Origin of the sequence: Streptomyces sp. 8N706 (assembly GCF_052245415.1) — a bacterium.
GTDB lineage: Bacteria > Actinomycetota > Actinomycetes > Streptomycetales > Streptomycetaceae > Streptomyces.
Window position 1 is genome coordinate 46,379 of the sequence record NZ_JBQQBW010000026.1, and the last position, 22,009, is coordinate 68,387.

Here is a 22,009-nt window from a genome sequence, read left to right on the forward strand (position 1 = left end):
TGTCCTCTCTGCAAGCAGACGCTGATCGTCGGAGCCGAGTACGAACCGGACAAGCGTGCAGCTCACCGCCGACCACGAGATAATGGTGTCGGGAAGACCATCGGGATCGCGGCCCTCCAGTAACTTGATGCCTTTGCTGGTTCCGCGACCCACGTAAGCGCCGCGTTCCCTGGCACCTCGCTGCCGTCCGGGTCGTGGGCGTCACCTGCGCCACTGCACGCCAATACCGTCCCGGCGCATCGAGCAGTCCCCGGCTTGGCGTAGGTACGCGCTCCCCGGCGTATACGGTCCGGCCGGGCCGCCCGAACGGGCCGTACTGAGCTGGAATCCGTTCGGTTGGCAGTGCCCGTTGGCGCCTTCAACGGGATTCACGCGCGAAGCTGCCCAGCAGTGACGCGAGGCGGGGCGACCAGAGAGGTGGATGCTGATCATGGCTGAACCAACCGTCATTCTCGTTCACGGAGCGTTTGCGGACGTGGCGTCGGCATCTCGCAGGGCATCCGCGACGCCTTCTGGTGGCAAGGCGTTCAGTCGGGCCACCGGGGCGCCTACGAGTGCATCGCCGCGTTCTCCGCCACCGACGTCCGCGCTGACCTTGACGCGGTGGATGTGCCCACGCTGGTCATTCACGGCGATGACGACCAGGTGGTCCCGTTCGAGGTGGGCGGCAAGGCGTTCGGCGGCCCGGATCAAGAACGCAACGCTCGAGTGGCGCACCTGCCCGGCAGAGCGTGCCGTCCTGTATCTCGCCACCGCCGGCAACGTCATCCCGCCGGTCCTGCGGCGCTTCATGGCCTAGCGGGCCGGCAGCGCGACCGTCGAGGTCAAGGGCGCCTCGCACGTCGTGACGATGTCCCGCCCGGACGCCGTGGTCCGCCAGATCGAGGCCGCGTACCGTCACCCGCTGATCCGACGGAACTCCCGGAAGGAGCAGTCCTCTGATGAGCACTGCGGACACCATCGTCCTGATCCACGGCTTCTGGGTCACACCCCGGAGCTGGGAGCACTGGATCGCCCACTACGAAAAGCGCGGCTACCGCGTTCTCGCGCCCGCCTACCCGGGCTTCGAGGTGGAGGTCGAGTCACTCAACGCCGATCCGACGCCCATCGAACGGCTCACCGTCGCGCAGGTCGTCGAGAGCTTGGAAACCCTGGTCCGCGGACTGGACAAGCCGCCGATCCTCATCGGCCACTCCGCCGGCGGCGTCTTCGTGCAGCTCCTGCTCGACCACGGTCTGGGCGCGGCGGGGGTGGCGATCTGCTCCGCCGCCACCGAGGGGGTCGCCGTGGTGCCGCTGACCCAGATCAAGTCGGCCTTCCCGGTGCTGAAGAACCCAGCCAACCGGCACCGGGCGGTCGGCCTGAGCGCCGAGCAGTGGCACTACACCTTCGCCAACACGTTCTCCCAGGAGGAGTCCCGGACGCTGTACGAGCGCTATGCCGTCCCGGCCTCCGGCGGCATCTTCTGGGACAGCGCCCTGGCCACCCTGCGCCCTGGCCACCAGAGCACATACGTCGACTACCACAATGACGACCGCGCGCCGCTGCTGTTCGTCTCCGGCGAGAAGGACCATCTCATGCCGCCGAAGGTTCAGCAGTCCAACGCCCGGCACTACACATCGGACACGGTCACCGAGATCAAGGAGTTCCCGGGCCGCCCGCACCTGCTGCCGGCAGCACCCGGCTGGGAGGAGGTCGCCGACTACGCCCTCGACTGGGCCGCCTCGCACGCCCGGTAGGCCACAGGTCCGGGGCGGCGGGCCCAGTCGTATCCCTTGTCGGCGTGCGGTCCGCTCCTCCTCGTACCAGCTCGAGCAGCGACGCGCGCACGCTCTTGGGGTCCCACTTCTTCTGGCCCCAGAGCCGCTTGAGCACGGGCTCGATGCGATCGGCTTCCTTCTGCGTGTCCTTCGCGCTGGCGGGGGACAGTGAAGTACGCCGAGTTCGACGGGGACTTCATCGCCGAGTTCACCTCGGTCGCCACCGGCGAGAACCTGTCCAAGGACGTGCTGCGGCGCCGGCATGATCAGGCTCTACCGAGCTCCGTGGACGACGGTGCCGTTCCGCAGATCGTCATGCTCCTTGCCCGACCGGCGCCGAACTGCCCAGCTCCGTCGGGAGGGCGACGCCGGTGTCGATCTACCACGGCGTCATTCAGTCGAGCGACGCCGTGTGACTGGGCCGGGGGTGTGATTCACGCTGGGTCAGGAGGCTGGCGAGCAGGCTCAGGTTTTCGGCGGCGTCGCTGTTCGGTGCGGCGGTGTAGGCCATGAGCACCACTCCGGTACGGCCCGGGAGGGCGTAGGCATCCCAGTCGAGGGTGAATGCTCCGACCATCGGATGGACAAAGTGCTGGGTTCCGCGCTGCCGTTCGCGGACGTCGTGCCGGGCCCACATGCGGCGGAAGTCCTGGCTGTGAACCCCGAGTTCGCCGACAAGTTCCCGTGCACGGGGATGATCCGGGTCGGCGGCTACGGCGGCGCGCAGCATGCCGACCGATTCCGCCGCGCTCGACTCCCACTGCGTGCACATGGTGCGGGCGCTGGGGTAGTAGAAGAACAGCCGCAGAAGGTTGCGTTCGTGCGGCGAAAGATTGTCCAAGTCGCCGAAGAGCGTGCCTGCCACGTGGTTCCACGCGAGTACGTCGAGGTGGCGTCCGAGGACGAGAGCCGGCGTGGTCATGGTGTCCAGCAGCCGAAGGGTGGTCTCCGGAACGCGCTCGGGCCGGCGGTTGCGGCGGCGTCGCTGAGCCGGGCGCCGGGCGGCGCGGGCGAGGGTGTAGAGGTGGCGGGCCTCTTCGGCCGACAGCATCAGCGCGCGGGCCAGAGCGTCCAGGACCGCGTCGGAGGGGCGTATGTCCCGTCCCTGCTCCATGCGCTGGTAGTAGTCGGTGCTCACGCCGGCCAGCAGGGCCAGCTCTTCGCGCCTCAGCCCGGTCACCTTGCGGCGTGGGCCGGGTTCGAGCCCTACGTCCTCAGGGCGTAGCCGACTGCGCCGGGTCCGGAGGAAGTCCGCGAGTTCGCGCGAATAGCTGTCGTCCATGGTGTCCATTGTCCAGTCTGTCGCGCTGGTCCGGGTGGGTCTGCCAGTCCTAGGGAAACCCGAACGCCCCAGATCAGCGGCGACGAGGCGACAGTGAAGGCCGGACCGCGATCTGCGGCTCCGCTCAATCAGGAAAACAACGACCCCGGCAAATCTGCTGATGGCTGACGCGTGGCCACTATCGGTGCGGGGTCCGCCCCTGCGGGCGAGATGGAGGAGACACAATGCGACGGTGGGTACTCAAGCCCGGAAGGTCCGGCACGGACGCGCTGGCTCTCGAGCAGGCGCCGATTCCCGAGCCGGGCCCCGGCCAGGTGCGTATCGCGATGAAGGCAGCGTCACTGAACTACCGCGACCTGATCATCGCCAACGGCGGCTACGGCCAGTCCGTTGCCGCCGACACTGTAGCCGTTTCGGACGGAGCCGGCGTCATAGACGCTCTGGGTGAGGGCGTCGCTACCTGGACGGTCGGCGATCGTGTTGCCGGCCTGTATTTCGGGGGGTGGGTCGACGGCCCGCCGAAGCCGGGCATGGGCTTCGGTCTCGGTTCGCCCGGCGAGGACGGCGTTCTCGCCGAGTACGTCGTCCTGGACGCGGATCGGGTGGCCCGCATTCCGCGGTCCCTGGACTTCGTGCAGGCATCGACGCTGCCGTGCGCCGCGCTGACCGCCTGGAGCGCCCTGACCGCGGAGCATCCGGTGCGGGCAGGCCATCGGGTACTTGTCCTGGGAACCGGAGGTGTGTCCACGTTCGCCTTGGTCCTGGCCCGTTCCCTCGGGGCCGAGGTGATCGCGACGACGAGCCGGGAGTCGAAGGTCAGCCGCCTTCGGGATCTAGGGGCCGCCGAGGTCATCAACTACCGCTCGACCCAGAACTGGGGCGAGGTCACCTTCAGCAGGACAGGCGGCGTGAACAAGGTCATCAACGCAGCCGGCGGGGACGCGATGACCCAGTCGATCATGGCGGTCGGGCACGGCGGAGAGATCGCGGTCATGGGCCTCTTCTCGGCTGGGGACGCTGCGCCTCCGCTGCCGGTTCTGATGGCCAAGGGCGCATCCATCCGCGGTACCTCCGTGGGCAGTGCGAGCGCATTTGCCTCGCTCGTCGACTTCATCGACGCGAAGGGTCTCGTGCCGCCGGTCCATCGCCGGTTCGCCTTCGATGACGCCAGGCAAGCGTATGAGGCCCAGGCCGCACCGGACTTGTTCGGCAAGATCGTCATCGAGGTCGCGCCATGACAGCGGGCGACTTCGACGGCAAGAACGTCCTCGTCACCGGAGGCGGCAGCGGCATAGGTCTGGCCACCGCGCAGCTTCTCGCCCAACGCGGCGCCACGGTAGTCATCACCGGCCGTCGCCGCGCCCGGTTGGACGCTGCGGTTGCCACGTTGGCCCTAGACGATGTCCTACGTGGTGATCGGTCGTTGGGCTGTTCATGGGGCGGGACACGTGGAGTTGGATTGTTCCGGACGGCTTGTGGGAGCTCGCCAGGCCGTTGATTCCGGAGGACCGGGTGCGGCCGCAGGACGGCGGGGGCCCAGAACACGCCTGATGAGACGGTGTTCGCAGCGATCCTTTATGTGCTGCTCGGCGGCTGCGCCTGGCGTGCTCTGCCGCCGTGCTTCGGCATATCAAAGTCGACGGCTCACCGCCGGTTCATGATCTGGTCGAGGGCAGGGGTCTGGGGCCGGCTCCACGAAGCGGTTCTGACACCAACTCGACGACGCGGGTCTCATCGATGTCTCCCGCGTCGTCCTCGACTCCGCTCACGTGCGCGCTGAAAAGGGGGCGAACACACAGATCCGAGCCCCGTGGACCGAGATAAGCCGGGATCCAAGATGCACGTCCTGTCGGACGCGAACGGACTGCCCCTGGTCGTCGGTGTCTCCGTCGCCAACGTCCACGACAGCGAAGGCCTGAAGCCCATGGTGGAGGGTCACCCAACGAGACACGACCCCCTGGGCTGCCGCCACTTCAAGCCGCAGCGTCTGCATGCAGACAAGGCCTACGACATCCCCCACCTGCGGACATGGTTACGGGGCAAGCGCATTGGCGTGCGCATCGCCCGCAAAGGCATCGAGTCCAGCGAACGGTTGGGCCGCCGCCGTTGGGTGATCGAGCGGACCATCTCGTGGCTGTCCGGATACCGCAGGCTCAGTCCGCGCTACGAACGCCTTCCCCGAAACTACCTGGCCTATCTCGGTCTCGCGGCGGCCCTGTGCTGCTACCAGCGACTTCTCCGCCTCACCACATAGGACACCGTCTGGGCAATTCGGTACCTGCTGACGTTACTGACGCGGACGACCTCGACCGGTTGTTACGGCTGGGGCCGGTGAGCGAGGAGCGGCAAGAGGACCCGGTCGGTGATGGCTTCGAAGTCGGAGACTTCCAGCGGCCGGTTCTGGAGTACGGGGAGGTAGCCGAGGAGCGCGATGACGGTGGCGGAGGACATCGCGTCTGGCGGTGTGCCAGGCAGGGCGTCACCGTGCTGGCGGGCTCGTGCGACTGCTGCCGCGATGGCCTGGTCGACGGCGGCGACGAGACGGTCGCGCAGGGAGCCGGCGAGTTCGGGGTGGTGTGCGGCTGCCGCGAGACCAGCTGTGATCAGCCGGTGACGGTCAGGCGTGAGGCAGCCGGTGACCCGGATGAGCGTGCGGACCAGGTCATCGCGGAGCGGGACGGCCTGGCCGGGGGGCTCGGTGCCGCCGGGGTCGGCGAATCCGACCGTCTCCAGGGCGTCGGCGACCAGGTCGGCGCGTGAGGCCCACCGCCGGTAGACGGTGGCTTTCCCGACCTGGGCGCGAGCGGCGATCTTCTCCATGGTCAGAGACTCGTAGCCGCCCTCGGAGAGCAGGGTGAGGGCGGCGTCCGTGATGCGGCCGTCCCGGGTGGCGTCGCGAGCGGGGCCGGCCGAGCCCGCAGGCCGCTGCCGGGGGGAGGGACGGGGCGCTGTGTGCATACTGGGACTCTACCGTATCGAGTCGCTACCGTTCTTAGTTGGTGAACGGTACGCGACGACCACACGCCCCGTGGAGAGACTCATGAGCATGACCGTTCTGGTGACCGGAGCCAACGGCGACCAAGGAGGCCACGCCGCCCGGCAGCTCCTTGAGCGCGGCCACCGGGTCACGGCACTGGTGACCGACCCGGGCAAGCCCAGCGCCCGAGCCCTGGCCGAGGCCGGCGCCCAGGTGGTTCGCGGTGATCTCGCCGACCCGGACGCCGTCCACCGCGTGGTGGACGGCGCGGACGCCGTCTTCGCCGTGCCGCTGGGCGGCCCCGGCGAGGACGAGAAGGCCCGCAACGGCCGGCTGCTCATCGAAGCGGCACGCGAGAGCGGCGTTCGGCACTTCGTCCAGTCCTCCGTCGCCGCCCTGCCCGCTCACCGCGAGTTCCCCGACTCCGGCACCGGATTCAGCTTCGAGCCCTACACCCGTGCGCGCCTGGACCTGGAAGAGAGGGTGCGGGCGGCCGGGTTCACGTACTGGACGATCCTTCAGCCGGTGGCGTTCATGGACAACTTCGCGGGCGCCAAGGCGCAGCACATGTATCCCGGGATGAGCTCAGGCCGCCTGGACTCCGTGCGACCCGCTGATGCCCCCGCCCAGCACATCGCCTCCCGCGATGTGGCGGCCTTCGCCGTGGCCGCCGTCAACGACCCGGAACGCTTCAGCCACCACAGCATCGAGCTGGCCTCGCAGGCCCTGACCATGGACGAGATCGCCGCAGTACTGAGTGAGGAGACCGGCCGCCCCTACACCTACAGCGCCCTCACCCGGGCCGAGGCCCAGGGCGCGGGCATCGCCGCGGGCGTCGTGCACAGCCAGCTGTGGGACACCCGGATCGGCTACAACGCCCCCCTCGGGGACGACCTGGAAAAGCGCTGGGGCATCCGCCCCATCACCTTCCGCCAGTGGGCCCGGAAAAACCGGGAAGCGATCCCGGGCCTCCACCGCCTCTGAGATCATCGACACCCCCGCGGAGGCGTACGGCAAGACGAAGGCCCGGACGGCCCGCGGGCCGGTGACGGGAGGCGAGATCGTCTCGAAGCACCGCCGAAGAGACCGGTGCGTTGCCGGGCGGGCTGCCTGCTGGGGTGCTATTCGGTCTGGGGCTCAGACCCATGCCGTCCGCGATCCTGCTCATCTCCTCGGCCGAGCCGGCCCGCCACGACCGAGGGGGTGTGTCAGCCTTCGTCCTCGCTGTCCTCGCCGTCCTCGGTGGCGTGGGGTCGCGGAAGGGGCGGAGGCCCTGGCCGGGACCACTGTCCTGGATGTTGAACTGGTAGCGGCCCAGGAAGTTGATGTGCCGGTCCTTGAGCGGGGGGAGCCTGACGACGCCGCGGTGCAGCTGGGACCGCCCGGCCCTGTCCGGTGCGCAACCTTTCCCAGGGACGGCCCAGCAGTCCGGGCAGGTACGGTGTCCGGCCGCCTCGCGGACGGCTGGTGCCACGGCTCGAGTCACGGGCACAGTCTCCCCTGCGCTGCCTCACGGTTCCGACTCCCCGGCCCTACCTGACAAGGTCGTGGCTCAGCGGACGGTCAGCGAGCAGCGCCGTGCGGGCGATGAGGTCTGCCACCTGCCGTCGGGCGCGGTGACCGTGGGGCCGCTTGGGAGGGCAACGTAACTCGTTCTGGAGCGACAACCATAGGAGCTCTACCAGGAGTAGAGTCGCGGTATGAGCGATGCACCCGACACCAGCATCAAAGTCTCCAAGGCCGCTCGCGAGCGCCTCGGGATACTGGCTACCGAGCGCGGAACCACCATCCGTGGCCTCGTCGAAGAGCTCGCAGGAGCACAGCCCACCCAGGCCGAGCTCGAAGCCCGCGGAGAAGCCGCCCGCGCCTACCTGCGTGAGCACATGAGCATCGAGGTCACCGAGGAAGACCTGGCCGCCGGCGACCGGCTGGTGCAGGCGATGGCCGCCCGCGCCGCGCAGCAGGGCGGAGCCGCTGCGTGATCCCGTTCTTACTGGATCACACCGCGCTGCTGGCCCTCGGCGCCGGACACCGGCAACTCTCCGGACTCATCGTCCGCACCGCCCAGGGACGCAGCATCGGCCAGGTGCCGGCACTCTCCCTCGCCGCAGCGGAAGCCGAGCGCAGGGGACTCGGCGAGCAGGTAGCAAGCCTGCCCGGCCTCGAGGTGGAACCCGTCGACCTCATGGCCGCCCTCGACGCCGGCGCCCTGATCGGATCCGGCGTCGACTGGCGCATCACCCACGCCGTACACCTGGCCCGCCCCTCGGCCGAGTGGCCACGCGGACGCTTCGTCCTCTCTCTCCAGCCCGAGCTGTACGAGCGTACCGGCGTCGAACCGATCAATCCCGAAACCCTTTGACCCACCCACGCCACGGGCACACGCTCATCACCCGTACCCCTACTGCCGACCCGACCGCGTCGGCGCCGACCTCCCGGTCACCGAGGTAGCAATACAGGGCACTGTGCGGGCCCGGGCGTGGCTGGTGTCGGCGGCTGCCAACCGTCTTCGGCACCTTGGCGCACCGTCGCTTAGCCAAGACGATGTCCTATGCGGTGAGGCGGAGAATTCTTCATGACACGCGTGCAGCGGCCGGGCGTGCCGCGGAGCCGTCCCGGTTCCCTGGACCGATCTGTTCGCCGAGGGCCTGGCGGGCATCCTTGAGCCGCGCGGCGGGGCCTCCGACTCACGCGGTGCCGGCAGCGCGGCCTCACACCCCTGGCACCACAAGTGAAGCTGAGCCTGGATCGGCTCAGCCTCCCGAGGCATCTCACGCGTTCGATGGTGTGGCTCGCAGGCCGCCGAGCAATGTGGCCAGGTAGCGGTGTGCGGTGTCGATCCGGTCGGCGGAAGCGCCGCCGTGGACGTCTACGGCGTAGGCGATGCCGCACATGAGCGGGACCAGGTCGGCGGCGGCCAGGTCGGGACGGACCGTCCCGGCCTCGCGGGCCCGGTCGAGGATTTTGGTGGCGGTCGACCACAGCGACGCCTTGAGCTTCCTGGTACGCGGCAGGGCATCCTCAGGTGCGGCGGTGACCGGGGCCAGGGAGGCGTCGGTGACCTGCGCCTCGACGGTGCGGGTCAGGAAGCCCTCGAGCGCCCGCCAGGGGTCGGTGTCGGCCAGCGCCTGCTCACCGTGCGCGGCCAGGGCTTCCAGGCAGGGAGTGGCGACGGTCTCCAGCAGCGCCTCGGGAGTGGAGAAGTGCCGGTAGACGGTGCCGACTCCGAGTCCGGCGCGGCGGGCGACGTCGTTGAGCTGCAATGGCGTGCCCTGCTCGACCAGCTCACGGGCGACGGCGACGATCCGGTCCCAGTTGCGGGCCGCGTCCTTGCGCAGTGGCGTCGTCATGGGGACATGTTAATCGGATGGCTCATCCGGATAGTCCCGCCGCCCGTGCCGGCATCACCTGACGGGTCAGGCCGCCACGAGGGGCGCGTGCCGCTCGCTGAGTCGGCGCACGGCCTCGGCGACGCGGGGGTCGGTCGCCGCGCGGAACGGCGCCACCGGGCGCGACTGGGCGCCGATGACGATGCCGGTTCGGCCCGTCAGAGCCTCGTCGGTGGCGGCGATGATCGAGGGCCTGGCGGCCACGGATGCCGGAGCCGCGGTCGAGCGTTCGAACTTGCGACGCACCAGCGGCCACAGCAGCCGTAAGGCTGGTGAGACGATCTTCGGGTCGGTCAGGGTGCCGTTGGTCATGTCGGTCGCGGCGCCACCGGGGTCGGCGGCGAAGACCGAGACGCCCATACCGTCCAGTCGCGTCGCCAGGTCGAGCGTGTAGGCGAGGTGGGCGAGCTTTGCGCGGCCGTACCAGTGGAAGCCGTAGTAGCCGCCGGGCGGCTCGACGGCGTCGAACACCCGCTTGGCGACGACGACCGCGCCCGAGGTCACGTTCACGATCCTGCTCGGCGCACCGGCCGTCAGCGTGGGCAGCAGCAGTTCCGTCAGCAGGTACGGCGAAAGGTGGTTGACGACGAACGACGCCTCGACGCCATCCATGGCCAGTCGCTCGGGGAACATCGCCCCGACGTTGTTGACCAGCACGGTCAGCGGTTTACCAGAGGCGGCATAGTCGGAGGCGATCCGGTCGGCGAGCGCGCGCACCTCGTCGAGCGAGCCGAGGTCGGCGGACAGGAACCGACCAGGGTGTGCCGGGTTCGCCGCGTTGATTCGGTCGACCGCCCGGGCGCCCCGGTCGGCGTTGCGTCCGACCACGGTGACCGAGAACCCGGAGGCAGCCAGCCCCAGCGCCGTCTCCAAACCGATGCCGGCCGTCCCGGCCGTGACCACAGCTGTCTTCCTCATGTGCTCCTCCACCCCAGATATTCGGATAGTTCATCCGCTTGACAAGGACCGTAGCACACATTCGGATGAACTATCCGGTTAGGATTCCGGGTGGCCGTTACCCATCCGCGATCCTCGTTTCCCCGCTGAGTGATGCCGCAGGCGGACGGCCCGGCAATGGGTGAACGTCAGGGCCGGAGGTACTTCAGGGGGAACTCGGACAAGGCATAGAGGCCGGCCTGGAAGCCCGCAACAACCACGATCGCCAGACGGCGGGGCATCCCCCGAACCCGTCTGACGATGTCAGAGTGGCGACCGCTCACTCGCCGGCGCGGGCAACGGCTGAAGGCTGCGTATGGGGGCAGAGCCCGCCGCCGGTCGTGCGGGGAATACGCATCCGGTGCAGAAGGGCACGAGTGGCACGGCGGCTGAGCGTGCTGCGCCACACGATCCCGAGGTGCCGGGCCCGCAAGTGCGAGAGAGTCCTTGTGCCAAGCCCGCTGTCCTCGAACCGTTCCTCGAGCACCACATCGGTGATCACGCCCCGAGCACAGTCCTCACAGACGCGATAGGTAACCTGCCCGACCACCTTACGGATGTGCACCAGCAGCAGACACTGCCCTGCGTCCACCCCCGGGGCGGGAGAATGCACAAACTCCACGTCCCGATGGGCGAGGACCCTGCGATACCACCGGCCCTTGTGCCCTCCGGTGCGCCGGTGCCTGCCGTAATGCCCGACTGCCGGGCGCCGACCCTCCCCCGGGACAGCCGAATGACTGTAGTGGTCAGGAAGCGCATATTGTCCCGGCATGTCACACACCTGCCCTGCGCGTCGCCGGCCGATGCCCCGTCATGGCGCTCCCCCATCGGCTGCAGTCCGACACAGTTGTGGCTCAGCGGACGGTCAGCGAGCACCGTACATTTGGCGAGGTCGTCCAGCTGCGCCGGGCGCGGTGACCGGGTGGGGCCGCCCTTCAGTACAGACGGGGAGCTGCGCCGCGTGTTCTGCGCTGCTGGAACAAAACGGTCTCCCTGGTGCTCTACCATCGCGCCATTGCCGCTGCACTCCGGCTCGGCTCACGGCGCGGACGGCGGAGACTTCTTCGCCCTGGCCTCCTTCAGAGGCGGTTCCGCGGGGGAGGTTTCCCGCGCCTTGGCCGCCGCGACGCTGCGTTCCAGTTCTGCCATCAAGTCCACCGCACCGATGGGGGCAGTAGGGGCTTCGGGCGCGTGTGGCGGCTCCGCCCCGGTGAGTTTCGCCTCCACCACCCGCTCCAGGGCGCGCTGGTAGGCGTCCTCCTGCTGCTCCAGGTGGAAGCCACGGGTGAGTTGCTCCATGAGCAGGTCGGCCATCTCCAACTCTTGCGGGCGCGGTTCATGCGCCGGTGGTTCGAGGCCGTCGGCGGGCCGCAGTTCGTCGGGCCAGAGCATGGTCTGCATCGCGATGATCTCTCCGCGGGGCCTCAGGACGGCCAGGTTCTCGCGTGTGCGGATGACGGCGCGTGCGATGGCCACTTGGCCGGTCTCGCGCATGGCATCGCGCAGCAGGACGTAGGGCCGGGCGGCGACCGGCCCGTCGACGGAGAGGTAGTAGGCCCGATCCAGTAGCAGCGGGTCGATTCTGTCGGCCGGGACGAACGCGAGGACCTCGATGTTCTTCATGCTCGGTAGGGGGAGGTCCGCGAGGTCGGCGTCGGTGAGGATGACGGTGCGGCCATCGGCCTCGTAACCGCGGGCGATTTCCTCGCGGGGGATCTCGATGCCCTCGGCCTCGCAGAAGCGGTGCAGCCGCACCCTGGAGCCGCAGCGGGTGTGGACCAGGTGCAACGGGACGCTGTGCCGCGCCGTCGCGGGGTGTACGTCCACCGGAACGGACACGAGCCCGAAGGTGATGTGCAGCTTCACGATGGTCGGCGGCGGCATACACCCATCGCACCGCCACTGGGCAGTGATCGCATCTCCCCGCATTACTGCAGGTCGCGGTGCCCGTCCTCGCCAGTGAGCATGCTCGCAGCCGAGGTGGTCTCCGATGCGGTGTGCCAGCAGCTCTATCAGCGGCGCAGTCTGCCACGCGCGCAGTTGATCGTTTGAGATCGGCCGCCAGGCCAAGCGCGTGGCCCTGCACTACAGGCCATCGACGAATTGGCTTGCCTGCGGCCTATGGCTCCAAGTATTCGGGTCCCAGGTGGCGTCGGATTCCCCGGAGAGACCCCTGCCCGCATCGCCGAGGTGGTCCGAGGGCGTTCCGCGATGTTCCTGGTGAGTGATGGGCTCACGGATTCGCAGGCTGAACGTGATGGCATCGTCGGGGGAAATCGGCCGCGTAGATCATGGACACATCCACGCTGCCTGGGCGCTGTCTCCGCTGACGCGGTACTCCGCCCCCGGGCGTAAGCTGAGGATATCTGCCACGAAACCTACCAAACGGGTGAAAAGACTAAACCGCATGTCCACCAAGGACGAGGACACGTCAGGCGAGAGCAAGCGCCGGGGCGGCGGAGGGGCCGACGACCGGGGGCGGTCACGTCACGGGACCCGCACGGAAGAATTCGCTCCCAGCGGTGAGGAGACCGGCCGCCGTAGCCATCCCCGGCGGGTCTCAGCACCACGGGCCATGCAGAACGCTGCCGATCAGCTCGCGATCCTGCTCGGGACCGCACCGGAGTCGGTTTCGGCCCTGAAACCCACCGCGGACGGCTGGGAAGCGGACGTCGAGGTCCTGGAGCTGGCGCGAGTTCCCGACACGACGAGCGTCATGGCGACCTACCGGGTCATTCTCGATCCGGGCGGCGAGCTCATGTCGTACGAGCGCCGTCGCCGGTACGCGCGGGGGCAGATCGACTCCCGCGGCTAGCCGGCTTCTCTGTCGCGCGCCTGGTCCTGCAACGCGCCGCGTTCGTCCACCGGCACATGGTGGGGCGGGGAAGGAGTCGATGTGACTGTGATGTCGCAGGGCGGAACTGTCTCGCCAGGCTCGGGAGGGTCGGGCAACCTTTACGACGTCCTGGATCTCATCCTGGACCGCGGGCTCGTCATCGACGCCTTCGTCCGGGTTTCGCTCGTAGGCATCGAGATCCTCAAGATCGACGCACGCGTCGTGGTGGCCAGCGTCGACACCTACCTCCGCTTCGCCGAAGCCTGTAACCGACTCGATCTCGAGTCCGGGCGCAAGGCGCCCGCTCAACTGCCGGAGGTGGTCGGCGACATGGTGGAAGGCGGAGCGCAGGGCAAGAGCAAGGGTGCGCTCACCGGAGCCGTGGAGGCCGTTACCGACACGCTCCAGCAGAAGCGTGAGCGCGGTCGAGAGGAGCCCGAGGAGGAACGCGAGCACGCAGAGCGCCCTGCCCCTCGGCGGTCCGCCCGGCGAAAGAAGGAGGTGGAGTAGCCGATGTCCGTCTATGTGTATGCGATCACGGACTCGCGCCATCCACTCGATCTGAGCGGACTCAAGGGCGTCGGCGATCCACCGAATCCGCTACGGACCGTACGCGCGGGTGAGCTCGCCGCTGTCGTCAGTGACGCGCCGGAGGATCTTCGGGCCAAGAGACGTGACCTGAGCGCTCACCACGAGGTGCAGGAGCGGTTGCTCATCGACGGCACAGCCCTGCCGCTGCGCTTCGGACTTCTGGCTGCCGACGACAGTGCGGTCAGGAAGGAGCTGGAGGAGCGTGCGGAACAGTACGGCGAGCGCCTGAAAGGCCTGGAGGGACGCGTCGAGTTCAACCTCAAAGTGTCCCAGGAGGAAGAGGCTCTGCTGCGTGAGGTCCTCGAAGAATCCGAAGAGGCCCGCCGGCTCAACCGGACGATCCGCTCCGGCGAGGGCACGCCGGACACGCAGCTTCTGCTCGGAGAGTTGGTCTCCGGCCTGGTCCAGGCGCGCCAGGAGGCACGCGCCGAGGAGGTCGTCCACATGTTGAGGGCGATGGCGGACGAGGAACTGCTCGCGGCACCGACGCAGGACGACTTCCTGAACGTCTCTTTCCTCATCCCGCGCGAGAAGGCTCAGGAATTCGCACAGGCGGAACAGAAGCTGGCGGACACCTACGGCGACACCTTCGACTTCCGGCTGCGTGGACCACTCCCCCCGTACAGCTTCGTCTAGGAGGACGCCATGGGCATACTGACGCAGATTCTCACGCTGCCGGTCGCCCCCGTCCGAGGGGTCGGGTGGGTGGTGAATCGAGTCGTGGACGCCGCCGAGCAGCAGTACTACGACCCGGCAGCCGTGGAGAAGGAACTCGCGGAGCTGGAGAAATCCCTGCTCGAAGGACGCATCGACGAAGCGGAGTTCGACCGGCGCGAGGACGAACTACTCGACCGGCTCGAGGAGATCAGGGCTCGTCGAGGTGGCCATGCCCGCTGATCCGCCAGGAGAGGAACCGATGGGCGACGGAAAGCCGGGAACGACGTCGCTGTTCGTCTCCTGGCCTGCACGCAGGCAGGAAACTGCGGGCGAGAAGGAACCGTTCCAGGAGGAGGAGCGCCCACGCCGCTCGATGGCGGCGAGGCGCTCACCGACGAGTGGGAGCGAGGTCGGCGCACCGTGAGCGAACCCGTCCCCGGGGGCAGGCTCGGCCCTCCCCCTTCCAGGGCCATGTCCCCCTACGGCCAAGGGTCGTCAGCCAATCTGGCCGACATCCTTGAACGGGTGCTCGACAAGGGCATCGTCATTGCGGGTGACATTCAGATCAATCTCCTCGATATCGAATTGCTCACCATCAAGCTGCGGCTGCTGGTGGCCTCCGTGGACAAGGCGAAAGAGATGGGAATCGACTGGTGGGAACACGATCCCTCCTTGTCCTCCCGCGCCGATGGCCGTCGTTCCCTGGCGGAGGAGAACCGACGATTGCGCGCCGAGGTCGAATCGCTGCGTCGTGGAGCGGAACTGCCTGCCGCTCCGGAAATCCCCTCCTCCGAGGCGGACCGGCAGGAAGAAGCGCGGCAGGAAGAGCGACGCCGGGAGGGGTGAACCTGTGACAGGACACGTCATCTACACCTACGCCGTGGCCAGCCCGGTGAGCGGACTGGCCGAGGCTGTGGCCGCAGTAGGGGGAGTCGCGGGCGCGCCCGTCCGCCTGCTGGAAGAATCAGGATTGGCAGCCGTGGTGAGTCCCGTCCCCGCCGATGAGTTCGCCGAGGGCAGTCTGAGAGCGCACCTGGAGGACCTGGACTGGCTGGAGTCGATCGCCCGCTCGCATCACCTGGTCGTGGAGGCCGCCTCGGCTCTCACCACTGTCCTTCCGTTGCGCCTGACCACCATTTACCACGACGACGACAGGGTGAGGGAGATCCTCAGGTCCAGGCAGCAGGCGTTCAAGGGGCAGCTCGACCGCTTGGCGGACCACGTGGAGTGGGGAGTCAAACTTTACGTGGTTCCACCGGTTCCAACGGCGAACCAGTCGGCGTCCTCGGCATCGGCCCCTGCCGCAGAGGTCAGCCCTGGACGGGCATATCTCCGCAGCCGCCGGAGGGAGCACCACTCACGGGAAGACGCCTGGCGGGCAGCCGAGGAAGCGTCACGGCGTATCGATGCAGAAGCCCGCAAGCTCGCGATCGAACGGGCACGGCACCGGCTCCAGCAAGGCGACCTCGCCCAGGGCCCCGGCCAGAACGTTGTCAACGACGCCTACCTGGTTCCACGTGATCTCGGAGAGGAATTCAGCACACGGGTGACACGCGCTGCCGAGGGCTTTGAGGGCGTACGCGTGGAGATCACCGGGCCGTGGGCTCCGTACTCCTTCGCCGCGCCGTCGGAGGACCGAGCCGAGGAGGAGGCGTACGGCCCGTGACCGAGACAACGCGGCCACCGGCCGAACGTATGGAGCCGCCACTGGCCCGGCAGACCGCCCTCATCGACCTGCTCGACCGGTTGTTGAGCGGAGGCGCCGTGCTGACAGGCGACGTGGTCCTCTCCATCGCCGACGTCGACCTCGTGCGGATCTCCCTACGGGCCGTCATCGTCTCCGTCACCAGCCAGAACCCCGCCCCGTGGATGCCCGGGCTCGACCGTGCGGAGGAAGATGAGGACGGGCATGGCGCAGGACCGTAACGACACCACTGCAGCTCACCGGAGGAGAGAGGTCGCGGAGGCAGCAGCCACCGCATTCCGCCTGCTGCCGGCGCGCCGGTGGGAGATCCCACCGTCCACGGCGAGTGACCTTCAGCCGTACCGGCGGCTCGATACCGACCCCGATACGGTGGAACGCGACCTCCTCAAGCTCGTCCTCACCCTGGTGGAACTTCTCCGACAGCTTATGGAACGTCAGGCTCTGCATCGGGTGGACCAGGGGGACCTTTCGGAGGAACAGGAGGAACGCATCGGAGCGACATTGATGATCCTTCACGACCGCATGAGCGATCTGTGCGCCCGCTATGACCTGACCATGGATGACCTCAACCTCGACCTGGGCCCACTGGGCACCCTGCTCCCACCCGGGCCGGAATGAGTGCGGTTTGCACGGTGAGGGGACGGGTCGTGTCAGCAACGGCTACCACGGTGCGGGCCGCCTTCGGCAACGGAGACTCCCCCGCCGTCGCTCTACAGTCCCGGTCCATTCAGCACGCCACCGGCTACTCCCTCCTCCGCGCTGTCGCGATCACCGCGCTGTTCATGCCCCTGGCCATCGGCCGCTACCGGTGCATCCCACGAGGCTGAGGGTGGCCCCGTGTCCGCAGCCGCCTCGCCGCGGACCCTCTCCGGCCGGACCACCGCCCCGCCGCTCGCCGCGCCCACGCACGCCAGAGCCGCCCACTGCACCATCTTCAGGTGTTCGTCCAGGACAAGCACTCCCGCAAGGCCCGCGCTCGCGGGTTCCAGGCTGGTCAGCACGCCCACCGTCCGCGCCGGCAGCCGCCGCAGGGCTGCCAGCTCCAGCGAGTACGGGAGCACCACCGAAAGCACGGCCACCACAGCCCCGGTCAGCAGCACCCGAGGGGCGAGCAGCTCCATCCCCTGACCCACCATGCCCAGCGGCACCGCCAGCACGGCGGCCCAAGCCACCGCCAGGGCCAGCGGACCGCCTCCCGTGCTGCGGGCTCCCACCTTCTTGCTCAGCAGCAGGTAGGCAGCCATAGAGGCCCCCGCGGCCAGAGCGAGAAGCACCCCGAAGAGCGGGAAGCGGGCGTCGTTCGGGGCATGGAAGAGCCACACTCCACATCCCGCCAGGACGGCGCAGCCCGCGTCGCGGAGGCGGCGAGAGGTGAGTAGGGCGAGGGTGACCGGGCCGAGGAGCTGGAGGGCGCTGGCCATGCCCAGGGGCAGGAGGAGCAGCGCGGGATAGATCAGGTTCATACCGGCGATAGCCGTCCCGAAGCCGAGTACCAGGACCGTGTCCGTACGGCTGCGCGGGAGCGAGGGTCGGTACAGGAGCAGTAGAAGCACCGCAGCCAGCCCGAGACGCAGGGCCACGGCTCCCGGCGCGCCGACCGCGGCGGAGAGCTGCTTGCCGATGGCCTGCCCGAACTGGATGCTCAGCACGCTTCCGAGCATCAGCGTGGGAGCGGAAGGCTTCGTCATGCCTCCAGGCTCGGCGCCGCAAGCATGCACGTCCAGCAAACCTTTTTGCATGTAATCGTTTAGGCTTGCCTACATGATTGACCCCCGGCTGCACGTCCTGCGGGCGCTCGCCGAACACGGCACGGTGACCGCGACTGCCGCCGCGCTGCACTTGACCCCGTCGGCCGTCTCCCAGCAGTTGCGTCTGCTGGCCCGCGACCTGGAGGTGGAGCTGCTGCGGCCGGAGGGGCGAGGAGTGCGGCTGACACCGGCTGCGCACGTCGTGCTCCGGCACGCCGACACGTTGCGGGTGCAGTGGGAGGCCGCCCAAGCAGAGCTCGCCCAGCAGAGCGCAGCCACCCGGGGCACGCTGCGGCTGTGCGGGGTCTCCTCCGCGCTGGCCGCGCTCGCCGCCCCGGCAGCCGCCCGGCTTCAGCAGACACACCCGCTGGTGGAATCGCTGATCGTCGAGGAGGAGAGCGCCGAGTGCTACCGGCTGCTGCTCACCGACGAGGCGGACGTGGCCCTGGTGCTGCCTGGCCCGGACGCGCCGCCCGTCACCGACGCCCGCTACGAGCAGGCACCGCTGCTGATCGACCGACAGGATCTGCTGGTCGCCGAGGGACACCGGCTCGCCCGGCCCGAGGGAATCGAACTCGCAGAAGCCGCTGGGCAGTCGTGGATCGTGAAGAAACGGAACAACGACACCTACCCGCTGGTGATGGCGGCGTGTGCGGCGGCCGGGTTCACTCCCCGCATCGTCCACCAGGTCAAGGAGTGGTACGCGGTCTCGTCGCTCGTCGCCGAAGGGTTCGGCGTCTGCCTCATGCCAAGGATCGTGCCGCTTCCCCAGCACGCGGTCACGCGGGTCCCCTTGCGGGGCGAACCGGTTCCCGCGCGGCGGTTCTTGACCGCCATACGGCGCGGCAGCTCCGCACACCCTCTCGTGATCGCCGGACTGGACGCGCTGCGCGAGGCGGCGTCGGCCCACTGTTGACGGCTGGACGGCCGCCAACGCGTCGCGCGGACGGGGTCCAGCCAAGGTGAGGCCAAAAAGCCACAACGAGGCACCCTGCAGGCGGGATCCTCAGCTGTCGGCGCCTTCGAGTTGGCACGGGAGGCGGCTCTGCGGAGCTGCTCGAGCTGGATGTGGTTGTAAAGGGTGCCGAGGGAGACGCCGAGGATCTTGGCGATGGTCGTGACGCTGTTCTCCGTCTGTGGCCTACCGGGCGTGCGAGGCGGCCCAGTCGAGGGCGTCGTCCGGAGGGTATCCGGGCGGTGGTCCCCGTCAAACGCCTGCCCCCGGATGGTACGGACAGACGTGCGCCTTTGGTGACCCACGTTTCCCTTCCCTCTCTCCGGCAGGACAAAGGGTGGCTCCGTGTTCAGTGGTTCGGACACCGTTACGCTGCTCAGCGGGTGTCGACAATGCCGCCGGTCACTGCAATGACTTCGCCGACCGTGTAGCTGGAGTCGGCGTCGGAGGCGAGGTAGACGTACGTCGGTGCGAGTTCTTCCGGCTGGGCGGCGCGGCCGAGCGGTGCCTCGCTGCCGATCTGTGCGAGTCCGTCGGGCGGCATGTGCTGATCGGCTTCGTTGAGCGGTGTCCATGTCGGGCCTGGTGCCACCACGTTGGCGCGTATGCCTCGCTGGGCCAGGTGCGTGGCTATGGACTTGGTGAAGGTGATCAACGCAGCCTTGGACGCTGCATAGTCGATCATGGTCGTGCTGCCTTTGAGGGCTTCCTCGGTGGCGGTCGCGATCACCGCATCGCCCGGGTCCAAGTGCGGCAGGGCGGCCATGACCAGGTGGAAATACGCGTACACGTTCGTCTTGAACGTCCGGTCCCAGTCCTCGGCGGTGAGCTGCTCCAGCTCAAGCTTGCTGTTCAGGTAGGCAGCGTTGTTGACGAGGATGTTCAGCCCACCGAGTTCCGCCACGGTCTGCTTGACGGCGTTACGGCAGAACGCCTCGTCGGTGAGGTCGCCGGGCAGGAGCAGACATCGTCGGCCCTGCTCCTGCACGTCACGATGGACTTGTTCCGCGTCCGCGGTCTCATCGGGCAGGTGCACGATGGCGACATCGGCACCTTCCCTCGCGTAGAGCAGTGCGACGGCCCTGCCGATGCCGGAGTCCCCGCCGGTGATCAGCGCAATCTTGCCTTCCAGCTTCCTGCTGGCGCGGTACCGGCTTGCTCGATAGCGCGGCGCGGTCCGCATGTCGCTCTCTCGGCCGGGCCACTGCTGTTTGTCCGAGTCGTAGGGCGGGGTGGGCTCGGAGACGACCTGCGATGCGGACTGTTCGTGCTCGGGCATCAAGGTTTCCCTTTCGCCGGGGATTCACACGACAGGGCGCTTGGCGCCGTGCCGTGCCTTCTGTGCGGCGCGTGCCCGACCAGGGCGACGGTCATTCTGAGGCCCCCTGCGGCAGCGGGAGCGCGGTTCGACCGCCCGGAGCGATGAGGCGGTGAGCAGGGAATCGTCCTCAACGCGGGCTCCGGGTAGCCGGTATTGGGCAGCGATCAGCGCGGCGTCGATGTCCTGGGTGCCGGTGGCCAGACACAGGGTGTAGCTGATGTCGTACAGCCGCTGCTGCGCTTCGGCGCCGCCCTCGCGTGCGTGCAGGATCTGCAGGGTCTCGTACTGCTCGACAAGATCGGTCAGGACCGCGTGGTGAGCCATCAACACTGCCGGTGCTCCCTTCCGGTACGTACAACCTGGATTTCGGTCTGTCGGGCGGCTACCCGCTCCCACCCGGGCCATTCGATCTACACGGGCCGATGGGTGCCCGGCCGGCTGAAGGCCCTGGTCGCCTGGTCGGCCGGATCCGGTGGGGTCCGCGCGGGCCAGTGCTCAGGATGGCGGCAACGTACCCGGAACGGATTCACTGGGATGCGGCCGGCCGCAGCATCGCAGGCGCTCTGTTGGTCTCGGGAGTGCTGCAGTCGACCTGGGACCACCAGTTGGGGTCGCCGGTTTCGAGATGCTTCAGCAAGATGCCCTCTGGCAGTGCCCATGGCGAGATGGTGAGGGTGTCAATGCCGGTCAGCTTCATCACCGTGTGCGCGACCACGGCCCCGGCCAACGACTGCCGGGCGCGGGCGGCTGAATTACCGGGCAGGTTGGCTCGCTCGGCCGTAGGCAGACTTGCCAGCTCTTGCAGGGCCAGGTCCTCTCGCGCGAGTTGGCGCGAGAGGAAAGGCCCTTCTGGGGCTCCCCGCACCGTCGCGCCAGCTTGCTGGAAGGGCGCGAGCTGGCCACCCCGGTCCGGCGGCGCTCCCACCGTATGCGGGCGGTGACATCCCGGAGTTCATGGCGCGCCCGCCGCCGGACCGCCTTGACCGCCTGCGGCTTGGGCGGGTCCTGCTTACCGAAGTACTCACGGGTCAGTCGGCCTGCCCCCAGAGGCAGGGAAGCCGGAAGATCCGGCATACCACTGCGGCCGAACGCCACTTCCAAGGACCGCCACCGATGTCGAACAGGGCCATCGGCCCCGGCACACCAGCCCACCCAGCGGCGAGCGGCCAGGAACATCCGCTTAGCCTGCGCTTTATGAGCCCCTGTTTTGCCGGCGGCGGCCAGAGGCCCGGCGAGGTGGTCATCCGCCGGAGTTGTCATACGGGAGGTCGAGGATGATGTCGGCGGCACGGGCGATGACAGGGGCGCGGGTGGTGCCGGGGTGGTCGGCTGCGAGGAAGTGGCTGCCGATGGCCGTACAGAAGGCGAGCAGGGCGCGGGCCTCGACCTCGTCGGGGTCGACGCAGAAGGTGCCGATCGCGTCGCGCGCCAGCTGAATACGCTTGTTGTCCACGCGGCGCAGGCGTTCGGCGACGGTGTGGTCGCGGCGGGCCCAGTCGCGGATGGCCAGGTCGATGGGCAGCAGGCGGTCACTGGAGAAGGTGAGCTGTCCGGCCAGGCGGACTTTGTCCCGCGCGTCGCCGCCCTCCCGCTCGACCCGGTCGATGACGTCGTCAACGCTCTCGCGCTCCCAGGTGTCCAGCATCTCGTCCAGCAGTGCGTCGCGGTCAGCGAAGTAACCGTAGAAGCCGCCCTTGGTCACTCCCAGCGCCTTGGCGAGCGCCTCGACCCGCACTGCGTCCACACCGCCTGCGGCCAGTGCCCGCAGCCCCTCCTCGATCCACTTATCCCGCGGTGTACGCAATGCGCCCATGTGTGGCCCACTTCACCCTGTCAGGCCTGTTGTACGGTG

At 68.6% G+C, this 22,009-nt stretch carries 28 protein-coding genes and 1 pseudogene; 17 read left to right on the forward strand and 12 right to left on the reverse strand.

Annotated features, from left to right (window positions below):
• Nucleotides 1-634: 634 nt before the first annotated feature.
• Both ACTWQE_RS12660 and ACTWQE_RS12665 read left to right on the forward strand, forming a co-directional pair.
• Complete coding sequence (locus tag ACTWQE_RS12660; protein ID WP_443328993.1) at nucleotides 635-799, forward strand: hypothetical protein; 165 nt, start codon at nucleotides 635-637, stop codon at nucleotides 797-799.
• Between the two features lie 142 nt (nucleotides 800-941).
• Nucleotides 942-1,739, forward strand: a complete 798-nt coding sequence (locus ACTWQE_RS12665) for an alpha/beta hydrolase (protein WP_443328994.1) — start codon at nucleotides 942-944, stop codon at nucleotides 1,737-1,739.
• Between the two features lie 415 nt (nucleotides 1,740-2,154).
• Here ACTWQE_RS12665 and ACTWQE_RS12670 read toward each other — a convergent pair whose 3' ends face one another.
• On the reverse strand, nucleotides 2,155-3,042 hold the full coding sequence (locus tag ACTWQE_RS12670) for a helix-turn-helix transcriptional regulator (RefSeq protein WP_443328995.1): 888 nt from the start codon (nucleotides 3,040-3,042) through the stop codon (nucleotides 2,155-2,157).
• A gap of 224 nt (nucleotides 3,043-3,266) precedes the next feature.
• On the opposite strand from ACTWQE_RS12670, the gene ACTWQE_RS12675 reads away from it, so the two are divergent.
• The 3 genes and pseudogenes from ACTWQE_RS12675 (at nucleotide 3,267) to ACTWQE_RS12685 (ending at nucleotide 5,296) form a co-directional block, all read left to right on the forward strand.
• Nucleotides 3,267-4,280, forward strand: a complete 1,014-nt coding sequence (locus tag ACTWQE_RS12675) for a zinc-dependent alcohol dehydrogenase family protein (protein WP_443328996.1) — start codon at nucleotides 3,267-3,269, stop codon at nucleotides 4,278-4,280.
• Nucleotides 4,277-4,540 (forward strand): SDR family NAD(P)-dependent oxidoreductase, encoded by a 264-nt coding sequence (locus tag ACTWQE_RS12680; protein WP_443328997.1) that lies wholly within the window; start codon nucleotides 4,277-4,279, stop codon nucleotides 4,538-4,540. The genes ACTWQE_RS12675 and ACTWQE_RS12680 overlap by 4 nt, the downstream gene beginning before the upstream one ends.
• Nucleotides 4,477-5,296: pseudogene (locus ACTWQE_RS12685) on the forward strand (IS5 family transposase). Before ACTWQE_RS12680 ends, ACTWQE_RS12685 begins: the two are co-directional and overlap by 64 nt.
• A 62-nt stretch (nucleotides 5,297-5,358) precedes the next feature.
• On the opposite strand, the gene ACTWQE_RS12690 reads toward ACTWQE_RS12685, so the two are convergent.
• Entirely contained in the window at nucleotides 5,359-6,000 is a 642-nt protein-coding gene (locus ACTWQE_RS12690; protein WP_443328998.1) for a TetR/AcrR family transcriptional regulator, read from the reverse strand.
• 82 nt (nucleotides 6,001-6,082) lie between these two features.
• Here ACTWQE_RS12690 and ACTWQE_RS12695 point away from each other — a divergent pair, with 82 nt between their 5' ends.
• The 3 genes from ACTWQE_RS12695 to ACTWQE_RS12705 all read left to right on the forward strand — a co-directional run bounded on the left by ACTWQE_RS12695 (nucleotide 6,083) and on the right by ACTWQE_RS12705 (nucleotide 8,381).
• Nucleotides 6,083-7,003, forward strand: coding sequence for an NmrA family NAD(P)-binding protein (locus tag ACTWQE_RS12695; protein ID WP_443328999.1), 921 nt, complete (start codon nucleotides 6,083-6,085; stop codon nucleotides 7,001-7,003).
• Between the two features lie 716 nt (nucleotides 7,004-7,719).
• On the forward strand, nucleotides 7,720-8,001 hold the full coding sequence (locus ACTWQE_RS12700) for a hypothetical protein (protein ID WP_443329000.1): 282 nt from the start codon (nucleotides 7,720-7,722) through the stop codon (nucleotides 7,999-8,001).
• Nucleotides 7,998-8,381 carry a hypothetical protein gene (locus ACTWQE_RS12705; RefSeq protein WP_443329001.1) on the forward strand — a complete coding sequence of 128 codons (384 nt, stop codon included), beginning with the start codon at nucleotides 7,998-8,000 and terminating at the stop codon, nucleotides 8,379-8,381. Before ACTWQE_RS12700 ends, ACTWQE_RS12705 begins: the two co-directional genes overlap by 4 nt.
• 409 nt (nucleotides 8,382-8,790) lie before the next feature.
• On the opposite strand, the gene ACTWQE_RS12710 is transcribed toward ACTWQE_RS12705, so the two are convergent.
• From ACTWQE_RS12710 to ku, 4 genes are all read right to left on the reverse strand, one after another.
• Nucleotides 8,791-9,369 (reverse strand): TetR/AcrR family transcriptional regulator, encoded by a 579-nt coding sequence (locus tag ACTWQE_RS12710; protein WP_443329002.1) that lies wholly within the window; start codon nucleotides 9,367-9,369, stop codon nucleotides 8,791-8,793.
• A 66-nt stretch (nucleotides 9,370-9,435) separates the two neighbouring features.
• The gene (locus ACTWQE_RS12715) at nucleotides 9,436-10,326 is read right to left on the reverse strand and encodes an SDR family NAD(P)-dependent oxidoreductase (RefSeq protein ID WP_443329003.1); all 891 of its coding nucleotides are present in this window, start codon (nucleotides 10,324-10,326) and stop codon (nucleotides 9,436-9,438) included.
• A 298-nt stretch (nucleotides 10,327-10,624) separates the two neighbouring features.
• Nucleotides 10,625-10,966 (reverse strand): N-acetyltransferase, encoded by a 342-nt coding sequence (locus ACTWQE_RS12720; RefSeq protein WP_443329004.1) that lies wholly within the window; start codon nucleotides 10,964-10,966, stop codon nucleotides 10,625-10,627.
• 416 nt (nucleotides 10,967-11,382) lie between these two features.
• Nucleotides 11,383-12,228, reverse strand: a complete 846-nt coding sequence (gene ku / locus ACTWQE_RS12725) for a non-homologous end joining protein Ku (protein WP_443329005.1) — start codon at nucleotides 12,226-12,228, stop codon at nucleotides 11,383-11,385.
• A 523-nt stretch (nucleotides 12,229-12,751) separates the two neighbouring features.
• Here ku and ACTWQE_RS12730 point away from each other — a divergent pair.
• The 8 genes from ACTWQE_RS12730 to ACTWQE_RS12765 all read left to right on the forward strand — a co-directional run bounded on the left by ACTWQE_RS12730 (nucleotide 12,752) and on the right by ACTWQE_RS12765 (nucleotide 16,751).
• The gene (locus ACTWQE_RS12730; RefSeq protein ID WP_443329006.1) at nucleotides 12,752-13,159 is read left to right on the forward strand and encodes a gas vesicle protein GvpO; all 408 of its coding nucleotides are present in this window, start codon (nucleotides 12,752-12,754) and stop codon (nucleotides 13,157-13,159) included.
• 90 nt (nucleotides 13,160-13,249) lie between these two features.
• On the forward strand, nucleotides 13,250-13,690 hold the full coding sequence (locus ACTWQE_RS12735; protein ID WP_443329029.1) for a gas vesicle structural protein GvpA: 441 nt from the start codon (nucleotides 13,250-13,252) through the stop codon (nucleotides 13,688-13,690).
• Between the two features lie 3 nt (nucleotides 13,691-13,693).
• On the forward strand, nucleotides 13,694-14,407 hold the full coding sequence (locus tag ACTWQE_RS12740; RefSeq protein WP_443329007.1) for a GvpL/GvpF family gas vesicle protein: 714 nt from the start codon (nucleotides 13,694-13,696) through the stop codon (nucleotides 14,405-14,407).
• 9 nt (nucleotides 14,408-14,416) lie between these two features.
• On the forward strand, nucleotides 14,417-14,668 hold the full coding sequence (locus ACTWQE_RS12745; RefSeq protein WP_443329008.1) for a gas vesicle protein GvpG: 252 nt from the start codon (nucleotides 14,417-14,419) through the stop codon (nucleotides 14,666-14,668).
• A 285-nt stretch (nucleotides 14,669-14,953) separates the two neighbouring features.
• Entirely contained in the window at nucleotides 14,954-15,274 is a 321-nt protein-coding gene (gene gvpJ, locus ACTWQE_RS12750; RefSeq protein WP_443329009.1) for a gas vesicle protein GvpJ, read from the forward strand.
• 4 nt (nucleotides 15,275-15,278) lie between these two features.
• On the forward strand, nucleotides 15,279-16,094 hold the full coding sequence (locus tag ACTWQE_RS12755) for a GvpL/GvpF family gas vesicle protein (RefSeq protein WP_443329010.1): 816 nt from the start codon (nucleotides 15,279-15,281) through the stop codon (nucleotides 16,092-16,094).
• Complete coding sequence (locus ACTWQE_RS12760; protein ID WP_443329011.1) at nucleotides 16,091-16,354, forward strand: gas vesicle protein; 264 nt, start codon at nucleotides 16,091-16,093, stop codon at nucleotides 16,352-16,354. Before ACTWQE_RS12755 ends, ACTWQE_RS12760 begins: the two co-directional genes overlap by 4 nt.
• On the forward strand, nucleotides 16,338-16,751 hold the full coding sequence (locus ACTWQE_RS12765; RefSeq protein WP_443329012.1) for a gas vesicle protein K: 414 nt from the start codon (nucleotides 16,338-16,340) through the stop codon (nucleotides 16,749-16,751). The genes ACTWQE_RS12760 and ACTWQE_RS12765 overlap by 17 nt, the downstream gene beginning before the upstream one ends.
• 92 nt (nucleotides 16,752-16,843) lie before the next feature.
• Here the strand turns inward: ACTWQE_RS12765 and ACTWQE_RS12770 are convergent, their stop codons facing one another.
• Nucleotides 16,844-17,821, reverse strand: coding sequence for an EamA family transporter (locus ACTWQE_RS12770; RefSeq protein ID WP_443329013.1), 978 nt, complete (start codon nucleotides 17,819-17,821; stop codon nucleotides 16,844-16,846).
• A 73-nt stretch (nucleotides 17,822-17,894) separates the two neighbouring features.
• Between ACTWQE_RS12770 and ACTWQE_RS12775 the strand changes: the two genes are divergently transcribed.
• Complete coding sequence (locus ACTWQE_RS12775; RefSeq protein WP_443329014.1) at nucleotides 17,895-18,797, forward strand: LysR family transcriptional regulator; 903 nt, start codon at nucleotides 17,895-17,897, stop codon at nucleotides 18,795-18,797.
• A gap of 415 nt (nucleotides 18,798-19,212) precedes the next feature.
• Here the strand turns inward: ACTWQE_RS12775 and ACTWQE_RS12780 are convergent, their stop codons facing one another.
• From ACTWQE_RS12780 to ACTWQE_RS12800, 5 genes are all read right to left on the reverse strand, one after another.
• Nucleotides 19,213-20,115: an SDR family oxidoreductase gene (locus ACTWQE_RS12780; RefSeq protein ID WP_443329015.1), complete on the reverse strand. Its 903-nt coding sequence runs from the start codon at nucleotides 20,113-20,115 to the stop codon at nucleotides 19,213-19,215.
• A 24-nt stretch (nucleotides 20,116-20,139) separates the two neighbouring features.
• Nucleotides 20,140-20,481 carry a DUF5133 domain-containing protein gene (locus tag ACTWQE_RS12785; RefSeq protein ID WP_443329016.1) on the reverse strand — a complete coding sequence of 114 codons (342 nt, stop codon included), beginning with the start codon at nucleotides 20,479-20,481 and terminating at the stop codon, nucleotides 20,140-20,142.
• Nucleotides 20,482-20,683: 202 nt separating this feature from the next.
• Nucleotides 20,684-20,968: a Ppx/GppA phosphatase family protein gene (locus ACTWQE_RS12790; RefSeq protein ID WP_443329030.1), complete on the reverse strand. Its 285-nt coding sequence runs from the start codon at nucleotides 20,966-20,968 to the stop codon at nucleotides 20,684-20,686.
• Complete coding sequence (locus ACTWQE_RS12795) at nucleotides 20,854-21,417, reverse strand: Ppx/GppA phosphatase family protein (protein WP_443329017.1); 564 nt, start codon at nucleotides 21,415-21,417, stop codon at nucleotides 20,854-20,856. Before ACTWQE_RS12795 ends, ACTWQE_RS12790 begins: the two co-directional genes overlap by 115 nt.
• Nucleotides 21,398-21,970: a TetR/AcrR family transcriptional regulator gene (locus ACTWQE_RS12800; protein WP_443329018.1), complete on the reverse strand. Its 573-nt coding sequence runs from the start codon at nucleotides 21,968-21,970 to the stop codon at nucleotides 21,398-21,400. Before ACTWQE_RS12800 ends, ACTWQE_RS12795 begins: the two co-directional genes overlap by 20 nt.
• Nucleotides 21,971-22,009: the final 39 nt, after the last annotated feature.

Excerpts from the sequence above, each read along its gene's own strand:
- ACTWQE_RS12715 (WP_443329003.1), bottom strand. The coding sequence starts at position 10,326 with ATGAGGAAGACAGCTGTGGTCACGGCCGGGACGGCCGGCATCGGTTTG.
- ACTWQE_RS12695 (WP_443328999.1), top strand. The coding sequence starts at position 6,083 with ATGAGCATGACCGTTCTGGTGACCGGAGCCAACGGCGACCAAGGAGGC.
- ACTWQE_RS12745 (WP_443329008.1), top strand. The coding sequence starts at position 14,417 with ATGGGCATACTGACGCAGATTCTCACGCTGCCGGTCGCCCCCGTCCGA.
- ACTWQE_RS12735 (WP_443329029.1), top strand. The coding sequence starts at position 13,250 with ATGTCGCAGGGCGGAACTGTCTCGCCAGGCTCGGGAGGGTCGGGCAAC.
- ACTWQE_RS12770 (WP_443329013.1), bottom strand. The coding sequence starts at position 17,821 with ATGACGAAGCCTTCCGCTCCCACGCTGATGCTCGGAAGCGTGCTGAGC.
- ACTWQE_RS12690 (WP_443328998.1), bottom strand. The coding sequence starts at position 6,000 with ATGCACACAGCGCCCCGTCCCTCCCCCCGGCAGCGGCCTGCGGGCTCG.
- ku (WP_443329005.1), bottom strand. The coding sequence starts at position 12,228 with ATGCCGCCGCCGACCATCGTGAAGCTGCACATCACCTTCGGGCTCGTG.
- ACTWQE_RS12730 (WP_443329006.1), top strand. The coding sequence starts at position 12,752 with ATGTCCACCAAGGACGAGGACACGTCAGGCGAGAGCAAGCGCCGGGGC.
- ACTWQE_RS12675 (WP_443328996.1), top strand. The coding sequence starts at position 3,267 with ATGCGACGGTGGGTACTCAAGCCCGGAAGGTCCGGCACGGACGCGCTG.
- ACTWQE_RS12680 (WP_443328997.1), top strand. The coding sequence starts at position 4,277 with ATGACAGCGGGCGACTTCGACGGCAAGAACGTCCTCGTCACCGGAGGC.
- ACTWQE_RS12700 (WP_443329000.1), top strand. The coding sequence starts at position 7,720 with ATGAGCGATGCACCCGACACCAGCATCAAAGTCTCCAAGGCCGCTCGC.
- ACTWQE_RS12800 (WP_443329018.1), bottom strand. The coding sequence starts at position 21,970 with ATGGGCGCATTGCGTACACCGCGGGATAAGTGGATCGAGGAGGGGCTG.
- ACTWQE_RS12765 (WP_443329012.1), top strand. The coding sequence starts at position 16,338 with ATGGCGCAGGACCGTAACGACACCACTGCAGCTCACCGGAGGAGAGAG.
- ACTWQE_RS12785 (WP_443329016.1), bottom strand. The coding sequence starts at position 20,481 with ATGGCTCACCACGCGGTCCTGACCGATCTTGTCGAGCAGTACGAGACC.
- ACTWQE_RS12780 (WP_443329015.1), bottom strand. The coding sequence starts at position 20,115 with ATGCCCGAGCACGAACAGTCCGCATCGCAGGTCGTCTCCGAGCCCACC.
- ACTWQE_RS12660 (WP_443328993.1), top strand. The coding sequence starts at position 635 with ATGACGACCAGGTGGTCCCGTTCGAGGTGGGCGGCAAGGCGTTCGGCG.
- ACTWQE_RS12740 (WP_443329007.1), top strand. The coding sequence starts at position 13,694 with ATGTCCGTCTATGTGTATGCGATCACGGACTCGCGCCATCCACTCGAT.
- ACTWQE_RS12670 (WP_443328995.1), bottom strand. The coding sequence starts at position 3,042 with ATGGACGACAGCTATTCGCGCGAACTCGCGGACTTCCTCCGGACCCGG.
- ACTWQE_RS12665 (WP_443328994.1), top strand. The coding sequence starts at position 942 with ATGAGCACTGCGGACACCATCGTCCTGATCCACGGCTTCTGGGTCACA.
- ACTWQE_RS12710 (WP_443329002.1), bottom strand. The coding sequence starts at position 9,369 with ATGACGACGCCACTGCGCAAGGACGCGGCCCGCAACTGGGACCGGATC.
- ACTWQE_RS12775 (WP_443329014.1), top strand. The coding sequence starts at position 17,895 with ATGATTGACCCCCGGCTGCACGTCCTGCGGGCGCTCGCCGAACACGGC.
- ACTWQE_RS12795 (WP_443329017.1), bottom strand. The coding sequence starts at position 21,417 with ATGACAACTCCGGCGGATGACCACCTCGCCGGGCCTCTGGCCGCCGCC.